At 73.2% G+C, this 14,661-nt stretch carries 16 protein-coding genes; 11 read left to right on the plus strand and 5 right to left on the minus strand.

Going from position 1 to position 14,661, the window contains the following annotated elements; translation table 11 throughout:
• Positions 1-54 precede the first annotated feature (54 nt).
• Complete coding sequence (locus tag ACFQ8Y_RS07165) at positions 55-222, plus strand: DUF3117 domain-containing protein (protein WP_111249454.1); 168 nt, start codon at positions 55-57, stop codon at positions 220-222.
• A 73-nt stretch (positions 223-295) separates the two neighbouring features.
• Here the strand turns inward: ACFQ8Y_RS07165 and ACFQ8Y_RS07170 are convergent, their stop codons facing one another.
• Positions 296-868 carry an O-methyltransferase gene (locus ACFQ8Y_RS07170; protein WP_430549670.1) on the minus strand — a complete coding sequence of 191 codons (573 nt, stop codon included), beginning with the start codon at positions 866-868 and terminating at the stop codon, positions 296-298.
• Positions 869-1,059: 191 nt separating this feature from the next.
• Between ACFQ8Y_RS07170 and sigE the strand changes: the two genes are divergently transcribed.
• The 7 genes from sigE to ACFQ8Y_RS07205 all read left to right on the plus strand — a co-directional run bounded on the left by sigE (position 1,060) and on the right by ACFQ8Y_RS07205 (position 7,308).
• Positions 1,060-1,701, plus strand: a complete 642-nt coding sequence (gene sigE, locus ACFQ8Y_RS07175) for an RNA polymerase sigma factor SigE (protein ID WP_430549671.1) — start codon at positions 1,060-1,062, stop codon at positions 1,699-1,701.
• Entirely contained in the window at positions 1,698-2,735 is a 1,038-nt protein-coding gene (locus ACFQ8Y_RS07180) for a zf-HC2 domain-containing protein (RefSeq protein ID WP_430585043.1), read from the plus strand. Before sigE ends, ACFQ8Y_RS07180 begins: the two co-directional genes overlap by 4 nt.
• On the plus strand, positions 2,732-4,111 hold the full coding sequence (locus ACFQ8Y_RS07185) for a S1C family serine protease (protein ID WP_430585044.1): 1,380 nt from the start codon (positions 2,732-2,734) through the stop codon (positions 4,109-4,111). The genes ACFQ8Y_RS07180 and ACFQ8Y_RS07185 overlap by 4 nt, the downstream gene beginning before the upstream one ends.
• Positions 4,112-4,120: 9 nt before the next feature.
• Positions 4,121-4,501, plus strand: coding sequence for a Sec-independent protein translocase TatB (locus ACFQ8Y_RS07190; RefSeq protein ID WP_430549674.1), 381 nt, complete (start codon positions 4,121-4,123; stop codon positions 4,499-4,501).
• Between the two features lie 86 nt (positions 4,502-4,587).
• Positions 4,588-5,655, plus strand: a complete 1,068-nt coding sequence (trpS, locus tag ACFQ8Y_RS07195; protein ID WP_430549675.1) for a tryptophan--tRNA ligase — start codon at positions 4,588-4,590, stop codon at positions 5,653-5,655.
• Positions 5,652-6,206, plus strand: coding sequence for a 2'-5' RNA ligase family protein (locus tag ACFQ8Y_RS07200; protein WP_430549676.1), 555 nt, complete (start codon positions 5,652-5,654; stop codon positions 6,204-6,206). The genes trpS and ACFQ8Y_RS07200 overlap by 4 nt, the downstream gene beginning before the upstream one ends.
• A 10-nt stretch (positions 6,207-6,216) precedes the next feature.
• Positions 6,217-7,308: a YihY/virulence factor BrkB family protein gene (locus tag ACFQ8Y_RS07205; protein WP_430585045.1), complete on the plus strand. Its 1,092-nt coding sequence runs from the start codon at positions 6,217-6,219 to the stop codon at positions 7,306-7,308.
• On the opposite strand, the gene ACFQ8Y_RS07210 is transcribed toward ACFQ8Y_RS07205, so the two are convergent.
• Genes ACFQ8Y_RS07210 through sdhC form a run of 4 tightly spaced genes read right to left on the minus strand, consistent with a single transcriptional unit; the run spans position 7,292 to position 10,767 of the window.
• Positions 7,292-8,068, minus strand: a complete 777-nt coding sequence (locus tag ACFQ8Y_RS07210; RefSeq protein ID WP_430549678.1) for a succinate dehydrogenase iron-sulfur subunit — start codon at positions 8,066-8,068, stop codon at positions 7,292-7,294. The two genes, ACFQ8Y_RS07205 and ACFQ8Y_RS07210, sit on opposite strands and share 17 nt — an antisense overlap.
• Entirely contained in the window at positions 8,068-9,903 is a 1,836-nt protein-coding gene (gene sdhA, locus ACFQ8Y_RS07215) for a succinate dehydrogenase flavoprotein subunit (RefSeq protein WP_430585046.1), read from the minus strand. Before sdhA ends, ACFQ8Y_RS07210 begins: the two co-directional genes overlap by 1 nt.
• Positions 9,904-9,919: 16 nt before the next feature.
• Positions 9,920-10,384, minus strand: coding sequence for a succinate dehydrogenase hydrophobic membrane anchor subunit (locus ACFQ8Y_RS07220; RefSeq protein ID WP_430549680.1), 465 nt, complete (start codon positions 10,382-10,384; stop codon positions 9,920-9,922).
• The gene (sdhC, locus tag ACFQ8Y_RS07225; protein WP_430549681.1) at positions 10,384-10,767 is read right to left on the minus strand and encodes a succinate dehydrogenase, cytochrome b556 subunit; all 384 of its coding nucleotides are present in this window, start codon (positions 10,765-10,767) and stop codon (positions 10,384-10,386) included. Before sdhC ends, ACFQ8Y_RS07220 begins: the two co-directional genes overlap by 1 nt.
• Before the next feature lie 179 nt (positions 10,768-10,946).
• On the opposite strand from sdhC, the gene ACFQ8Y_RS07230 reads away from it, so the two are divergent.
• The 3 genes from ACFQ8Y_RS07230 to ACFQ8Y_RS07240 all read left to right on the plus strand — a co-directional run bounded on the left by ACFQ8Y_RS07230 (position 10,947) and on the right by ACFQ8Y_RS07240 (position 14,517).
• Complete coding sequence (locus tag ACFQ8Y_RS07230) at positions 10,947-12,080, plus strand: mannose-1-phosphate guanylyltransferase (protein WP_430549682.1); 1,134 nt, start codon at positions 10,947-10,949, stop codon at positions 12,078-12,080.
• On the plus strand, positions 12,077-13,273 hold the full coding sequence (locus ACFQ8Y_RS07235) for an amidohydrolase (protein ID WP_430585047.1): 1,197 nt from the start codon (positions 12,077-12,079) through the stop codon (positions 13,271-13,273). Before ACFQ8Y_RS07230 ends, ACFQ8Y_RS07235 begins: the two co-directional genes overlap by 4 nt.
• 170 nt (positions 13,274-13,443) lie before the next feature.
• Positions 13,444-14,517, plus strand: a complete 1,074-nt coding sequence (locus ACFQ8Y_RS07240; RefSeq protein ID WP_430549684.1) for a BMP family protein — start codon at positions 13,444-13,446, stop codon at positions 14,515-14,517.
• The last annotated feature ends 144 nt before the right edge of the window (positions 14,518-14,661 follow it).

Consider the following 14,661-nt stretch of genomic DNA (forward strand, 5'->3'; position numbering starts at 1 on the left):
GGCCGCGGGCAGGGGGCAGGCCGAGGAACCGGACAACGGAATGGAGAGCCACAGATGGCTGCGATGAAGCCGCGGACGGGCGACGGGCCGCTGGAGGTCACCAAGGAAGGACGCGGCATCGTCATGCGGGTCCCGCTCGAGGGTGGCGGCCGTCTGGTCGTGGAGCTGAACGCCACCGAGGCGACCGAGCTGGGTGAGGCACTCCAGGCTGTCGTCGCCTGACGGCGGAGGACGACGGACACGCGACGAGCGCGGGGCGGACGCCCCGCGCTCGTCGCGTCTCAGGACGACCGGCTCATCGCCGGACCGCGAGGAGCAGGCCGTCGCCGGACGGTGCCAGGGCGGACAGCACCCGGTCGTCGGAGCGCAGCGTGCGCCCGACGTCGCGCACCACCGTGGTCACCTCGTCGCGTCGCGCGGGGTCGGGCACGCGGCCGCCGTGCAGGGCGCCGTCGACGGCGAGGACCCCGCCGGGGCGCAGCAGCCGCAGGCCGGCCTCGACGTACTCGGGGTAGGAGTGCGGCTCCGCCCCGACGAGCACGAGGTCGTACGCGCCGTCCGTGAGCCGGGGCAGGACGTCGGCCGGCCGGCCGGGGATGGTCCGGGTGCGGGCCGGCGCGATCCCGGCCTCGGCGAAGGCCCGCTTCGCGGCCCGCTGGTGCTCGAGCTCGGCGTCGATGGTCGTGAGCACGCCGTCGGCGGGCATGCCGCGCAGGAGCCAGAGGGCGGCCACCCCGGTGCCCGTCCCGATCTCGACGGCGGCGCGCGCGCCGAGCGCCGCGGCCACGACCTGCAGCAGCGCCCCCGTGCCGGGGGAGACGGCGCCGCAGCCGAGCTCCGCCGCGCGCTCGCGGGCGCGCAGCAGCACCTCGTCCTCGGGGACGAAGGACTCGCTGTAGGCCCAGGCTGCGGTGCGACCGCTGCGGGCGTCGACGTCGGTGGTGATGGCGGTCCTCCACGGCGGGGTCGCCGGCGGGCGGCCGGCGCGGGTGATGCTGCCGTGATCGTACGCGGGAACGTCGCGGCGTGCCCGGACGTTGCCGTGGGACGATGGTGATGATGACGACCGACCCCGCTCCCGTGCAGGACGTGCCCGAGGCCCCCGCCGAGGCGGCCTTCCGCGCGCCCGAGGATGCCGCGCCCGAGACGGCATGGACGCCCCCGACGTGGGACGAGATCGTGCGCGAGCACTCGGCGCGCGTGTACCGGCTCGCCTACCGGCTCAGCGGCAACCGGCAGGACGCCGAGGACCTCACCCAGGAGACGTTCCTGCGGGTGTTCCGGTCGCTCTCCAGCTACACCCCGGGCACGTTCGAGGGGTGGCTGCACCGCATCACGACCAACCTGTTCCTCGACCAGGTGCGGCGCAAGAAGCGCATCCGCATGGAGGCGATGGGCGACGACGCCGCCCGCGTGGCGGCGCCCGAGGACCACGGGCGCCCCGAGCGCGGCTTCGAGCACGCCAACCTGGACCACGACGTGCAGGCCGCGCTCGACGCGCTGCGCCCCGAGTACCGCGCGGCGGTCGTCCTGTGCGACATCGAGGGGCTCAGCTACGAGGAGATCGCCGTCACGCTGGGCATCAAGCTCGGCACGGTCCGCTCCCGCATCCACCGTGCCCGTGCGCAGCTCCGGGACGCGCTGGAGCACCGGCGCGCGGAGGTGACCGCGCGGGACGCGAGCGGCGGGGCGGCGTCGTGACGGGGTACGCCGGGTCCGGGCACCTCGGGGCCTGGGTGAGCGACCTGGCCGACGGCCAGCTCGACGCCGCGGCGACGGAGCGGGCGCTCGCGCACGTGGCGGGCTGCGTTCGGTGCGCCACCGAGCTCGACGCGGCGCGGGCCGCGCACCGCGCGCTCGCGGCGGCCTGCGACGTCGCGCCCGACCCGGAGCTCACGAACCGCCTGCTCGCGCTGTCGGCCTCCATCCCGTCGACGAGCGGCGACCCGCTGCGCGACCGCGGCCGGTCCGCGGACTGGGAGCGGCCCCGGGCGTGGGAGCCGTCCCTGTCGGGCGACCTGGGCTCCCGCCGGCGGACCCGGAACCGGCGGCTGGTCGCCGCGGGGGCGGGCGGCGTCGGTGTGCTCGGCGTCGCGCTGTTCGTGCTGGGGCAGGCGCCCGTGGTGAGCCCGGACCCGTCGCGGGTGGCGGCGCTCACGCTGCTGGCGGACGCCGAGCCGGGCGGGCACGACGCCGCCGCCGGCCGCGCGGCCACCGCCGACGCCCTCGCCTGGCTGTCCGACCACGGCTGGTCCGCGCCCGCCGCGCTGCCCGACGGGTACGCCGTGACCGCGGTGCGCACGGACGGCTGCGCCGGCACCGGCGGCACCGGCGGCACGGGCGCGGCCGTCGAGCTGGACCTGTCCGGGCCGGACGGGACCGCGGTCGCCTGCCTGCGACAGGGCCGGCTCGCGGACCTGGGCACGGCCGTCGCCGGGTCCGTCGACGGCTCCGCGGGCGGGCTCGCCGTCCGCGGCCACGACGTGCGGGTGCTCTCCGCCGACCCGTGGCACGTGGCCTGGCAGTCGGGGGACACCGTCGTCGACGTGGCGACCGACGTCGAGGCGGAGGCGCTCGCCGAGCTGGTGGCGGCGTTCCCCGGCTCCTCGGAGGGCCACGACGCGGGCGTGCTGCGCGAGATCTCCCGCGGCTGGACCGTCATGACCGGTGCGATGACCGGAGCGATGTCCGACGTGATGACCGGAGCGATGACAGGAGCCCTCTGGCGCCGATGACCGAACCGTCACGCCCTGCCGACGACCTGTTCGCGCCGCCCGAGCCGCCGGCGCGGGCGGCGGAGCCCGACCCGTACCTGCCGCCGCCGGCAGCCGCGCTGTTCCCCGCCACGGTGTCCGCGCCACCGGAGCCCCGGGCGGCACCGGGGGCGTCCGCGGACGCGCCGGCCGACGGCGGCACGACTCCGCCGACCACGGCACCGCCCACCGCGACACCCCGCACGGCGCCCCCGGCGCGCCGACGCCGTCCGGGGGCGGCGTCGGTCGTGGCGCTGGCCCTCGTCGCGGGCGTCGTCGGCGGCTTCGCGGGGGACCGCGTGTCGGACGCCGTGGACGGCGGGAGGCCCGCGGACGCGGCGCTGCCGACGTCGGGCGGGCTGGACGCCGACCGGGGCACGGCCGCCGGGGCGTCCGCCGGGGCGGACCGTCCGGACGGCTCGGTCGCGGCGCTCGCCGCGGACGTGCTGCCGAGCGTGGTCTCGATCCAGGTGCAGGGCGCGAACGGTGCGTCCAGCGGCTCGGGCTTCGTGCTGCGTGAGGACGGCTACATCCTCACGAACAACCACGTGGTCGCCCCCGCGGCAGCGTCGGGGGGCTCGGCGGTCGTGGTCTTCGCCGACGGCCGCAAGCGCGACGCCGAGGTGGTGGGCCGCACCGCGGACTACGACCTGGCCGTGGTGAAGGTCGACGCCGACGGCCTGGAGCCGTTGGTCCTCGGCGACTCCGACGCCGTGGTGGTCGGTGACCCGGTGCTCGCCGTCGGGGCCCCGCTCGGCCTGGACTCCACGGTGACGACCGGCATCGTCAGCGCCCTGCACCGGCCGGTGCAGGCGGGGGACGAGACCGGGGGAGGCGCCGCGACGGCGTTCATCGACGCGATCCAGACCGACGCCGCGATCAACCCGGGGAACTCCGGCGGCCCGCTGATCGATGCCGACGGCGAGGTGGTCGGGATCAACTCGGCCATCGCGCAGCCGCCGGGCGCGATCTCCGCCACCGGCAGCATCGGCCTGGGCTTCGCGATCCCCGCGTCGCAGGCGCGCCACACCGCCGAGCAGCTCATCGAGTCGGGGCACGCGACCTACCCCGTGATCGGGGCGCTCCTCGACACGACCTACACAGGCGAGGGGGTCCAGGTCTCCGCCGCGCCCCAGCAGGGCCAGCCGGCCGTCACCCCCGACGGCCCGGCGGACCGGGCCGGCATCCGCCCCGGCGACGTCATCCTGGAGATCGACGGCCGCCCCGTGACCGTGAGCGACGCCCTCATCGTGGCGATCCGCGCCCGCCAGCCCGGGGACGCGGTGACGCTCCGCGTGCGGACCGACGGCGAGGAGCGGGACGTGCGGGTGGTGCTCCAGGGGCGCGAGAGCGAATAGGCTGTCCGCGTGTTCGACATCAACGGCGGTGAGCTCCTCATCATCGTGGTGCTCGCCGTCCTGCTCATCGGGCCCGAGCGCCTTCCCGGGTATGCCGCCCAGCTGGCCTCGCTCGTGAAGCGCGGCAAGCGCCTGCTGCAGGACACCAAGGCGCGCGTGGACACCGAGCTGGGGCCGGAGTTCAAGGACGTCGACTGGTCCAAGCTCGACCCGCGCCAGTACGACCCGCGCCGCATCGTGCGCGACGCGCTGATGGACGACGACGACGGTCCGGCCCCCGCGCCCCGCGCCGCCGCGGCGGCGGGCGGCACCGCGACGGCTGCCGCCACCAGCGCTTCCGACGAGCGCCGCGCCGCGGTGCCCGCCCCGTTCGACGACGAGGCCACCTAGGCCCGTCCGGGAGCCCCCGCGCCAGCCCGTGGGGCCGGGGCGGACGGGTTTCCGAGCGGTCCCGTCGACCTGCCACAATGGACGCCATGCCCGACGTCGCCACCTCACCGTCCCTCCAGCGCGGAGCGTCCGCGCCGGGACTGCCCCGCATCTTCTCCGGCATGCAGCCGACCGACGGGTCGCTGCACCTCGGGAACTACCTGGGCGCGCTGGCCCAGTGGGTGGCGCTCCAGGACGGCCACGAGGCGCTGTACTGCGTCGTCGACCTCCACGCCCTGACGGTGAACCCGGACCCGGCGGCGCTGCGCGAGCGCACCCGCCGCACCGCCGCCCAGTACCTGGCCGGCGGCATCGACCCGGAGCGCTCCATCCTCTTCGTCCAGTCGCACGTGGCGGAGCACGCCGAGCTGGCGTGGCTGCTCAGCTGCCAGACCGGCTTCGGCGAGGCCGGCCGCATGACGCAGTTCAAGGACAAGTCCGCCAAGCAGGGGTCCGAGGGCACCACCGTCGGCCTGTTCACCTACCCCGTGCTCATGGCCGCGGACATCCTGCTCTACGACACGGCGCTCGTGCCGGTCGGCGAGGACCAGCGGCAGCACCTCGAGCTGACGCGCGACCTCGCGGAGCGGCTGAACGCCCGCTTCGGCGAGGGCACGGCCGTCGTCCCCGAGGCGCACATCGTCAAGGCCGTGGCGAAGATCCAGGACCTCCAGGAGCCGACGGCGAAGATGAGCAAGTCCAACGCCGGCGGCAAGGGCGTCGTCTGGCTGCTCGAGGACCCCAAGAAGGCGGTCAAGGCGATCAAGTCGGCGGTGACCGACGCCGACGAGACGTACGGGGTGCGCTACGACCCCGCCGCCAAGCCGGGCATCTCCAACCTCCTGACGATCTTCTCGGCCGTCACCGGCCGGGGCGTCGACGAGATCGCCGCCGAGTACGACGGCCGCGGCTACGGCTACCTCAAGGTGGACCTGGCCGACGCCGTCGTCGCCTTCCTCGAGCCGTTCCAGTCGCGGGCGCAGACCTACCTCTCGGACCCGGCCCAGCTCGACAAGGTGCTCGCCGACGGCGCCGAGCGCGCGCGGGACATCGCGCGTCCCGTGCTCGACCGCGTCTACGACCGGTTCGGCCTGCTGCCCCGAGGCGCACGGTGAACCTCCCCGACCGTGGCCCGGCCCAGGTGCGGATCGGCGTCGCCATCGCGGTGCCCGAGCCGTTCGGCTCGCAGCTTCAGGAGGCCCGTGCCGCGCTGGGCGACCCGCTGGCCCACGCCATCCCGCCGCACATCACGGTGATCGGCCCCACGGTCGTCGACGAGTCCGTGCTGGACGCGGTGGTCGAGCACCTCGAGAAGGTCGCCTCCGAGACCGCGCCGTTCCGGGTGCACCTGCGCGGGGCCGGCACGTTCCGCCCGATCTCGCCGGTGGTGTTCGTGTCCCTCGCGGAGGGCATCGCGGAGTGCGAGCAGCTCGAGACCGCCGCCCGCTCCGGCGTGCTGGCCCAGGACCTGCGGTTCAACTACCACCCGCACGTGACCGTGGCGCACGAGGTCTCCGAGGCCGACCTGGACCGCGCCTTCGTCGAGATGGCGGACTTCGACGGCGTCTTCGAGGTCGACCGGCTGTGGCAGTACGAGCACGGCGACGACGGCGTGTGGCGACCGCAACGCTCGTTCCGGCTCGCGGGGGAGCAGAGCGCTCCCTAGGGTCGCGTCTGTGAACGACCGACTCGAACAGGCCAAGAGCCGGTCCGTCGTCGCGTACCAGTGGTTCAAGAGCCTCCGGCCCGTGCGGTCGTGGTACTGGTACGTCGACCGCCGCGGCGCCCTCCTGTGCGGCGGCATCGCCTACACCGCGATCTTCTCGCTCTTCGCGGCGCTGACCATCGGCTTCACGGTGTTCTCGCGGCTGCTGGCGGGCCGGCCGGAGCTGCAGGACGAGGTCTTCGAGCAGATCAACGACTGGCTCCCGGGCCTCATCAGGACCGCCGACAACCCGAAGGGCGTCCTCGTCCCGAGCCAGCTCGTGCTCGACTCCGCCCTGACCTGGACGAGCGTGATCGCCTCGGTCGTCTTCCTCTGGACCGCGATCGGCTTCATGCGGGCGCTGCGCATCTCCGTGCGGTCGATGTTCGACCAGCCCGTCGTGGGCGTCAGCCCTGTGCTGTCGAAGATCTGGGAGCTGCTCGGGTTCGTCATCCTCGGCGCGATGATCGTGGCCTCCGCGGGGGCGAGCGTCCTCTCCCAGACGTTCAGCCGACAGATGCAGGCGTGGTTCGGCAGCTCGTACCTGCTCGCCCAGCTCACCGCGCTCGGCACCGCCGTGGTGGGCGTGCTGCTCGACGCACTGCTCGTCTACCTCATCGTCCGCGTCGTGGCACGGGTCAGGCCGCGCCGTCGACGGGACTTCTTCGTCGGCTGCCTCGCGGCGGGGGTCGTCGCCGGCGTGCTGCGCTGGCTGGGCACGTCCGTCGTGGCGGCGGGCGCGGAGCGCAACGCGCTGCTCGCGGCGTTCGCCGGCATCGTGACCGTGCTGGTCCTGGTGAACTTCGTCGCCCGGGTGCTGCTGCTGATGTGCGCGTGGGTGTACGACCCGCCGCGGCTGGACGAGATCGCGCACGCGGAGGCGGAGGTGGCGGCGATGCGCGACGCGGCGGAGATCGAGCGGGTGGTGCGCCGCGGCCAGGGCTCCGGAAAGCCGTGGAGCCCCGTCGTCCGTGGGGTACGACGGGGCTCCTGGGCGCTGCGGGAGTCGAGCGTCCGCGGGGTGCGCCAGCGAGGCAGAGCGGCGGTCAGAACGCGCGCGTGATCATCGCGCGCTTGACCTCCTGGATCGCCTTGGTGACCTCGATGCCGCGCGGGCAGGCCTCGGTGCAGTTGAAGGTCGTGCGGCAGCGCCACACGCCCTCCTTGTCGTTGAGGATCTCCAGGCGCTGCGTGGCGCCCTCGTCACGGCTGTCGAAGATGAACCGGTGCGCGTTGACGATCGCGGCCGGGCCGAAGTACTGGCCGTCGGTCCAGAACACGGGGCACGACGACGTGCACGCGGCGCACAGGATGCACTTGGTGGTGTCGTCGAACCGCTCGCGGTCCTCGGCGGACTGCAGGCGCTCGCGCGTCGGCTCGTTCCCCGAGGTGATGAGGAACGGCATGATCTCGCGGTAGGAGGCGAAGAACGGCTCCATGTCGACCACGAGGTCCTTGACCACGGGCAGGCCCTTGATGGGCTCGACCGTGATCGGCTTGTCCGGGTTGACGTCCTTGAGGAGCGTCTTGCAGGCGAGCCGGTTGCGGCCGTTGATGCGCATCGCGTCGGAGCCGCAGACCCCGTGGGCGCACGAGCGGCGGAAGGTCAGCGACCCGTCCTGCTCCCACTTGATCATGTGCAGCGCGTCGAGGACGCGGTCGGTGCCGTGCACCTGGACCGTGAAGTCGTCCCAGGTCGACTCCTCGCCGTGCTCCGACTCGGGGTTGTACCGCCGGATGCGGAGCGTGACCTCGAAGCTGGGGATGGCACCGGCCTTCGGCTCGGAGGCCGGGGCCGCAGGGTTCTCGAGAACAGCAGTCATCAGTACTTCCGCTCCATGGGCTCGTACCGGGTCTGGATGACGGGCTTGGACCCCAGGACGACCTTGTAGTCCCCGAAGTCCTCGACGTGGTCGAAGTAGCCCGGGACGTGGCCGTCGCCGGCGTCGGGGGCCGACGTCGGACGGCGGTACGCCATCGTGTGCAGCATGTAGTTCGCGTCGTCGCGGTCCGGGAAGTCCTCCCGGTAGTGCCCGCCGCGCGACTCCTTGCGGTTGAGGGCGGCGACGACGGTCACCTCGGCGATGTCCAGCAGGAAGCCGAGCTCGATCGCCTCGAGCAGGTCCGTGTTGAACAGCTTGCCCTTGTCCTGGACGGAGACGTTCCGGTACCGCTTCTGCAGCTCCCGGATCTCGGCCAGCGCCTCGTTGAGGGAGTCGCCGGTGCGGAACACCTGGGCGTTGGCGTCCATGGTCTCCTGGAGCGCCTTGCGGACGTCCGCGACGCGCTCGCCGTCGGGACGGTCGCGCATCTCGGCGAGCTGGGCCTCGACCCGGGCGGTCGGGTTCTCCGGGAGCTCCCGGTGCGGCCCCGCCGTCTTCGCGTACGCGGCGGCCGAACGGCCGGCCCGCTTGCCGAAGACGTTGATGTCGAGCAGCGAGTTGGTGCCGAGGCGGTTGGAGCCGTGCACGGACACGCACGCGACCTCCCCGGCCGCGTACAGACCCTTGACGACGTTGTGGCTGTCGCGCAGCACCTCGCCCTGGATGTTCGTCGGCACGCCGCCCATCGCGTAGTGCGCCGTCGGGTAGACGGGCACGGGCTCGGTGTAGGGCTCGATGCCGAGGTAGGTGCGGGCGAACTCGGTGATGTCGGGGAGCTTCGCGTCGATGTGCGCGGGCTCCAGGTGCGTGAGGTCGAGCAGCACGTAGTCCTTGTTCGGGCCGGCGCCGCGGCCCTCGCGCACCTCGTTGGCCATCGAGCGGGCGACGATGTCGCGCGGCGCGAGGTCCTTGATGGTGGGGGCGTAGCGCTCCATGAAGCGCTCGCCGTGCGAGTTGCGCAGGATGCCGCCCTCGCCGCGCGCCGCCTCCGACAGGAGGATGCCGAGGCCCGCGAGGCCCGTCGGGTGGAACTGGAAGAACTCCATGTCCTCCAGCGGCAGGCCGCGGCGGTACGCCAGCGCCATGCCGTCACCCGTGAGGGTGTGCGCGTTCGACGTCGTCTTGAAGATCTTGCCCGCGCCGCCGGTGGCGAAGATGATCGCCTTCGCCTGGAACACGTGGATCTCGCCGCTCGCCAGGTCGTAGGCGACGACGCCGGTCGCGTTGACCTCGGCCCCGTCCTCGATCTGCTCGGTGGTGAGGTCGTGGTCCGTGAGCAGGTCCAGCACGTAGAACTCGTTGTAGAACTCGACGTTCTGCTTCACGCAGTTCTGGTAGAGCGTCTGCAGGATCATGTGGCCGGTGCGGTCCGCGGCGTAGCAGGCGCGGCGCACGGCGGCCTGGCCGTGCTCGCGGGTGTGGCCGCCGAACCGGCGCTGGTCGATGCGGCCCTCGGGCGTGCGGTTGAACGGCAGGCCCATCTTCTCCAGGTCGAGGACCGAGTCGATGGCCTCCTTCGCGAGGATCTCCGCCGCGTCCTGGTCGACCAGGTAGTCACCGCCCTTGACGGTGTCGAACGTGTGCCACTCCCAGTTGTCCTCCTCGACGTTCGCGAGGGCCGCCGCCATGCCGCCCTGGGCGGCACCGGTGTGGGAGCGGGTGGGGTAGAGCTTCGAGATCACCGCGGTGCGGGCCTCGCCGGAGGCCTCGAGCGCCGCGCGCATGCCGGCGCCGCCTGCGCCGACGATGACGACGTCGTACTGATGTGTCTGCATCGGGGGGTGCCTGTCCTTAGTTCGAGAAGCAGATCGACGGCAGGAGCTCGGCCGGGGCGCCCGGCGGGCAGGGGTTGAACGTGAAGATCACGAGGGTGCCGAGCACGACCACGATCGCGAACGCCAGGAACAGCAGCGCCTTGAGCACGCCGCGCGTGGAGTCCTTCTGCGCGTAGTCGTTGATGACCGTGCGCACGCCGTTGGTCCCGTGGATCATCGCGAGCCACAGCATCAGCAGGTCCCAGACCTGCCAGAAGGGGCTGGACCACTTGCCGCCGACGAAGGCGAAGTCGATCGCGTGCACGCCCTCGCCCACCATGAGGTTGACGAAGAGGTGGCCGAAGATCAGGACGATCAGCACCACGCCGGACGCGCGCATGAACACCCAGCTGTACAGCTCGTAGTTGCCGCGGGTGGTCTTGCGGCGGGCGTAGGGGGACCGCGGGGCCGCGAGCGCGGACGGGGTCTGGGTCGAGGCCATCAGTGCCCACCTCCGAAGACGTTCATCAGGTGCCGCGGCAGGAAGCCGGCCATGGTCACGACGAACAGGCCGACGACGACCCAGAGCATCGTCCTCTGGTACTTCGGGCCCTTGGCCCAGAAGTCGACGAGGATCACGCGGACGCCGTTGAACGCGTGGAAGACGATCGCGGCGACGAGGCCGGCCTCCCCGAGTCCCATGATCGGCGTCTGGTACGTCCCGATGACGGCGTTGTAGGCCTCGGGCGACACCCGGACGAGAGCCGTGTCCAGGATGTGCACGAGGAGGAAGAAGAAGATGAGCACGCCGGTCACGCGATGCGCGACCCAGGACCACATGCCTTCACGGCCGCGGTAGAGCGTGCCAGCAGGTGCTTTAGGCACGGGGGGAGCCTCCGTTGGCGGATTCTGTGTGGATTCCGTTCACGGTCACTGTAGTGACATCCGGTCGGCTCATGGCACACGAGGTCCGGCAAACCGGGACGGGCCGGGGTGTTTCGTGACCTATTCCACAGGGTTGACGTCGCCGACGGCCCGCCCGTCAGCACGCTTATGCTGCGGGGATGAGCACCGCGGCGCCCCCCTCCGTCCCCCCGGTCCCCGGGTTCTACGCCGTGGTCCCCGCCGGGGGCGCCGGCACCCGGTTGTGGCCGCTGTCCCGCGCCGGCGCGCCCAAGTTCCTGCACGACCTCACGGGCGCGGGCCGCACCCTGCTGCAGGGCACGGTCGACCGGCTGCGGCCGCTGGCCGGCGGCGGGGTCGTGCTCGTCACCGGCGAGCCGCACGTCGCGGCCGCGCGCGAGCAGCTGCCCGAGCTGGCCGAGGACGCCGTGCTCGCCGAGCCGTCGCCGCGCGACTCGATGGCGGCCATCGGGCTGGCCGCCGCCGTGCTCGAGCACCGGCACGGGGACGTCGTCGTGGGCTCCTTCGCCGCCGACCAGGTGGTGTCCGGCGCGGCGTCGTTCGACGCCGCGGTGCGGGAGGCGGTCGCGGCCGCGCGCGCCGGCTACGTCGCGACGATCGGCATCGCCGCCTCGCGCCCGTCGGTGGCCTTCGGCTACGTGCGCAGCGGCGACCCGCTGGGCGTCGAGGGCGCGCCGAGCGCGCTGCACGTGCGCGGCTTCACGGAGAAGCCCGACGCCGCGACGGCCCGCGAGTACGTCGCGTCGGGCGAGTACCGCTGGAACGCCGGCATCTTCGTGGCCCGCAGCTCCGTGCTCCTGGGGCACCTCGCGACGCACCGCCCCGCTCTGCACGACGGGCTGCGGGAGATCGCGGCCGCGTGGGACACGCCCGACCGTGCGGCCGTGGTCGCCCGCGTGTGGCCCGGCCTGGAGAAGATCGCGATCGACCACGCCGTCGCGGAGCCCGTCGCCGCCGAGGGCGGCGTCGCCGTCGTGCCCGGCACGTTCGGGTGGGACGACGTCGGCGACTTCAACTCGCTCGCCGCGCTCCTCCCGTCGGACGACGACGGCGGCTCCAAGGTGCTGGGCGACCCGGCCGACGTCGTGCGGGTGCAGTCGGCCGGCTCGGTCGTCGTGCCCGGCGGCGACCGGGTGGTCGCGCTGCTCGGCATCGACGACGTCGTCGTGGTCGACACGCCCGACGCGCTCCTGGTCACCACCCGCGCCCGTGCGCAGCAGGTCAAGGACATGGTCGACGCGATGCGCGCCCACGGCCGCGAGGACGTGCTGTGAGCGCCCGCGAGGCCGTCGTCGGGGCGCGGCTGGACGAGATCGTCGCGGGCCTCGAGGCCGAGCTGGTCGAGATCCGCCGCGACGTGCACGCGCACCCCGAGCTGGGCCGGCAGGAGGTCCGCACCACCGCGCTCGTGGCCGAGCGGCTGCGCGCCGCCGGCCTCGAACCCCGGCTGCTCGAGGGCACCGGCCTGGTCTGCGACGTCGGCCCCGACCGGTCGCCCGACGGCCTGGGCCGCGTGGCCCTGCGCGCGGACATCGACGCGCTGCCCCTCGACGACTCGTGCGGCCTGCCGTTCCGCTCGGTGGTGCCGGGCGTGGCGCACGCCTGCGGGCACGACGTGCACACCACCGTGGTGCTCGGCGCGGGCCTGGCCCTCGCCGCGCTGCACGACGAGGGCCTGCTCGACCGCGGCGCGCGGCTGATCTTCCAGCCCGCCGAGGAGGTGATGCCCGGCGGCGCGCTCGACGTCATCGCGCAGGGCGTGCTCGACGGCGTGGACCGCATCGCCGCGGTGCACTGCGAGCCCAAGCTGGACGTGGGGCAGATCGGCACCCGCATCGGCCCGATCACCTCCGCGTCGGACACGGTCACCGTGACCCTGTCGTCGTCGGGCGGGCACACCTCGCGGCCGCACCTGACCGGCGACGTGGTGTACGCCCTGGGGCAGGTCATCACGCAGGTGCCCGCGGTGCTCGGCCGCCGGCTCGACCCGCGCTCGGGCGTCAACCTCACCTGGGGCGCGGTGCACGCGGGCAACGCCCACAACGCGATCCCCGCCACGGGCACCGTCGGCGGCACGCTGCGCTGCCTCGACGTGCGGGCGTGGGAGCGTGCCGGGCAGGTGCTGCACGACGCGGTGGAGCAGGTCGTCGCGCCGTACGAGGTGGACGTCACCGTGCGGCACTCGCGCGGCGTCCCGCCGGTGGACAACGACGCCGCCGTGAACGGCGCGCTCGAGGCGGCGGGGACCGCCGTGCTCGGTCCCGAGGGTGTCGTGCTCACCGAGCAGTCGCTCGGCGGCGAGGACTTCGCCTGGTACCTCACCAAGGTGCCGGGCGCGATGGCCCGCCTCGGCACCGGGACCCCGGGGGAGCGGCGCTACGACATCCACCAGGGGGACCTTGTCGTGGACGAGCGGTCGATCGCCGTCGGTGCCCGGTTGCTGGGACGTTTCGCGCTCCAACCGTGAGACGCCGGAAAGTGTCCGGCGTGTTGCCGTGGTCGGCCGTCGATACCGCTTCGGTAACGACTCCTGCGGGTTCGTCGCCTGCGGTTCTCGGCCGGGGCGCCGGTGGCTAGGCTTCCGTCGGTGACGGGCCGGACGACCCTGGCCCGACGAACGATCGACAGGAGCGACAGGTGAAGAGAGCGATCCAGCTCACCGCCCTCGCCGGCGTCGCCGCGCTCGCGCTGGCGGCCTGTGCGGAGGCACCCGAGGAGTCCGGTGGCGACAGCAGCGCCGCCGCAGCGGTGGAGGGCTTCAAGCCGTGCATCGTCTCGGACCAGGGTGGGTTCGACGACAAGAGCTTCAACCAGCTCAGCTTCGAGGGGGCGCAGAAGGCCGCGGACGAGTTCGGCGTCGAGCTCACCGCCGTCCAGTCGCAGACCGAGACGGACTACCAGCCCAACATGGAGTCGCTGGTCGGGCAGAGCTGCTCGCCGATCGTCTCGGTGGGCTTCAACCTGGCCGCCGCGACGACCGAGGCCGCCGAGGCGAACCCGGACACCGAGTTCATCCTCGTCGACGAGACGGTCGACGCCGAGAACGTGAAGCCGCTGCTGTACGACACGGCGCAGGCCGCGTTCCTCGCGGGCTACCTGTCGGCCGGATACTCCGAGGCCGGCAAGGTCGGGACCTTCGGCGGCGCCCCGATCGCGACCGTGACCATCTTCATGGACGGCTTCAAGCAGGGCGTCGAGTACTACAACGAGGTCAAGGGCACCGAGGTCGAGGTCGTGGGCTTCGAGGGCGGCGAGAAGGGCTCGTTCACCGGCAAGTTCGAGGCCAACGAGACCGCGAAGACCACCGCGCAGAACATCCTCGACCAGGGCGTCGACGTGATCCTGCCGGTCGGCGGCCCGATCTACCAGTCCGCGATCGCGGCGATCCAGGACTCGGGCAAGGACGTCGCCCTCATCGGCGCCGACGCCGACCTGTTCGAGACCGACCCGTCCACCCAGGACTACGTGCTGACGTCGATCCTCAAGGGGATGGACATCTCCACCTACGAGTCCGTCAGCTCCGCCGCCAAGGGCGAGTTCGACGCGACGCCGTACATCGGGACCCTCGAGAACAAGGGCGTGGGCATCGCCCCGCTGCACAACTTCGAGGACAAGGTCGACCCCGCCCTCATGGAGGAGGTCACCGCGCTCCAGGAGCAGATCGTCGCGGGCGACGTCACGGTCGACTCGTACCTCGACGACCAGGAGTGACATCGGTCCGGTGACGGCACACGTCCCGGACCACGGACGGTGGCGCGACCCCCGGGGTCGCGCCACCGTCCGCACACTGTTGGGCGTACCGGGGCGCGGACGGCGCCGAGGGCGCCCCCGGTAGTGGCTGGGCGCGGGGCGAGG

Origin of the sequence: Isoptericola sp. NPDC056605, assembly GCF_042792795.1 — a bacterium.
GTDB lineage: Bacteria > Actinomycetota > Actinomycetes > Actinomycetales > Cellulomonadaceae > Isoptericola.

Bases quoted from the DNA above. Each gene is read 5' to 3' on its own strand.
- ACFQ8Y_RS07220 (WP_430549680.1), bottom strand. From the start codon at position 10,384: ATGGCCTCGACCCAGACCCCGTCCGCGCTCGCGGCCCCGCGGTCCCCC.
- sdhA (WP_430585046.1), bottom strand. From the start codon at position 9,903: ATGCAGACACATCAGTACGACGTCGTCATCGTCGGCGCAGGCGGCGCC.
- trpS (WP_430549675.1), top strand. From the start codon at position 4,588: ATGCCCGACGTCGCCACCTCACCGTCCCTCCAGCGCGGAGCGTCCGCG.
- ACFQ8Y_RS07230 (WP_430549682.1), top strand. From the start codon at position 10,947: ATGAGCACCGCGGCGCCCCCCTCCGTCCCCCCGGTCCCCGGGTTCTAC.
- ACFQ8Y_RS07185 (WP_430585044.1), top strand. From the start codon at position 2,732: ATGACCGAACCGTCACGCCCTGCCGACGACCTGTTCGCGCCGCCCGAG.
- sigE (WP_430549671.1), top strand. From the start codon at position 1,060: ATGACGACCGACCCCGCTCCCGTGCAGGACGTGCCCGAGGCCCCCGCC.
- ACFQ8Y_RS07210 (WP_430549678.1), bottom strand. From the start codon at position 8,068: ATGACTGCTGTTCTCGAGAACCCTGCGGCCCCGGCCTCCGAGCCGAAG.
- ACFQ8Y_RS07165 (WP_111249454.1), top strand. From the start codon at position 55: ATGGCTGCGATGAAGCCGCGGACGGGCGACGGGCCGCTGGAGGTCACC.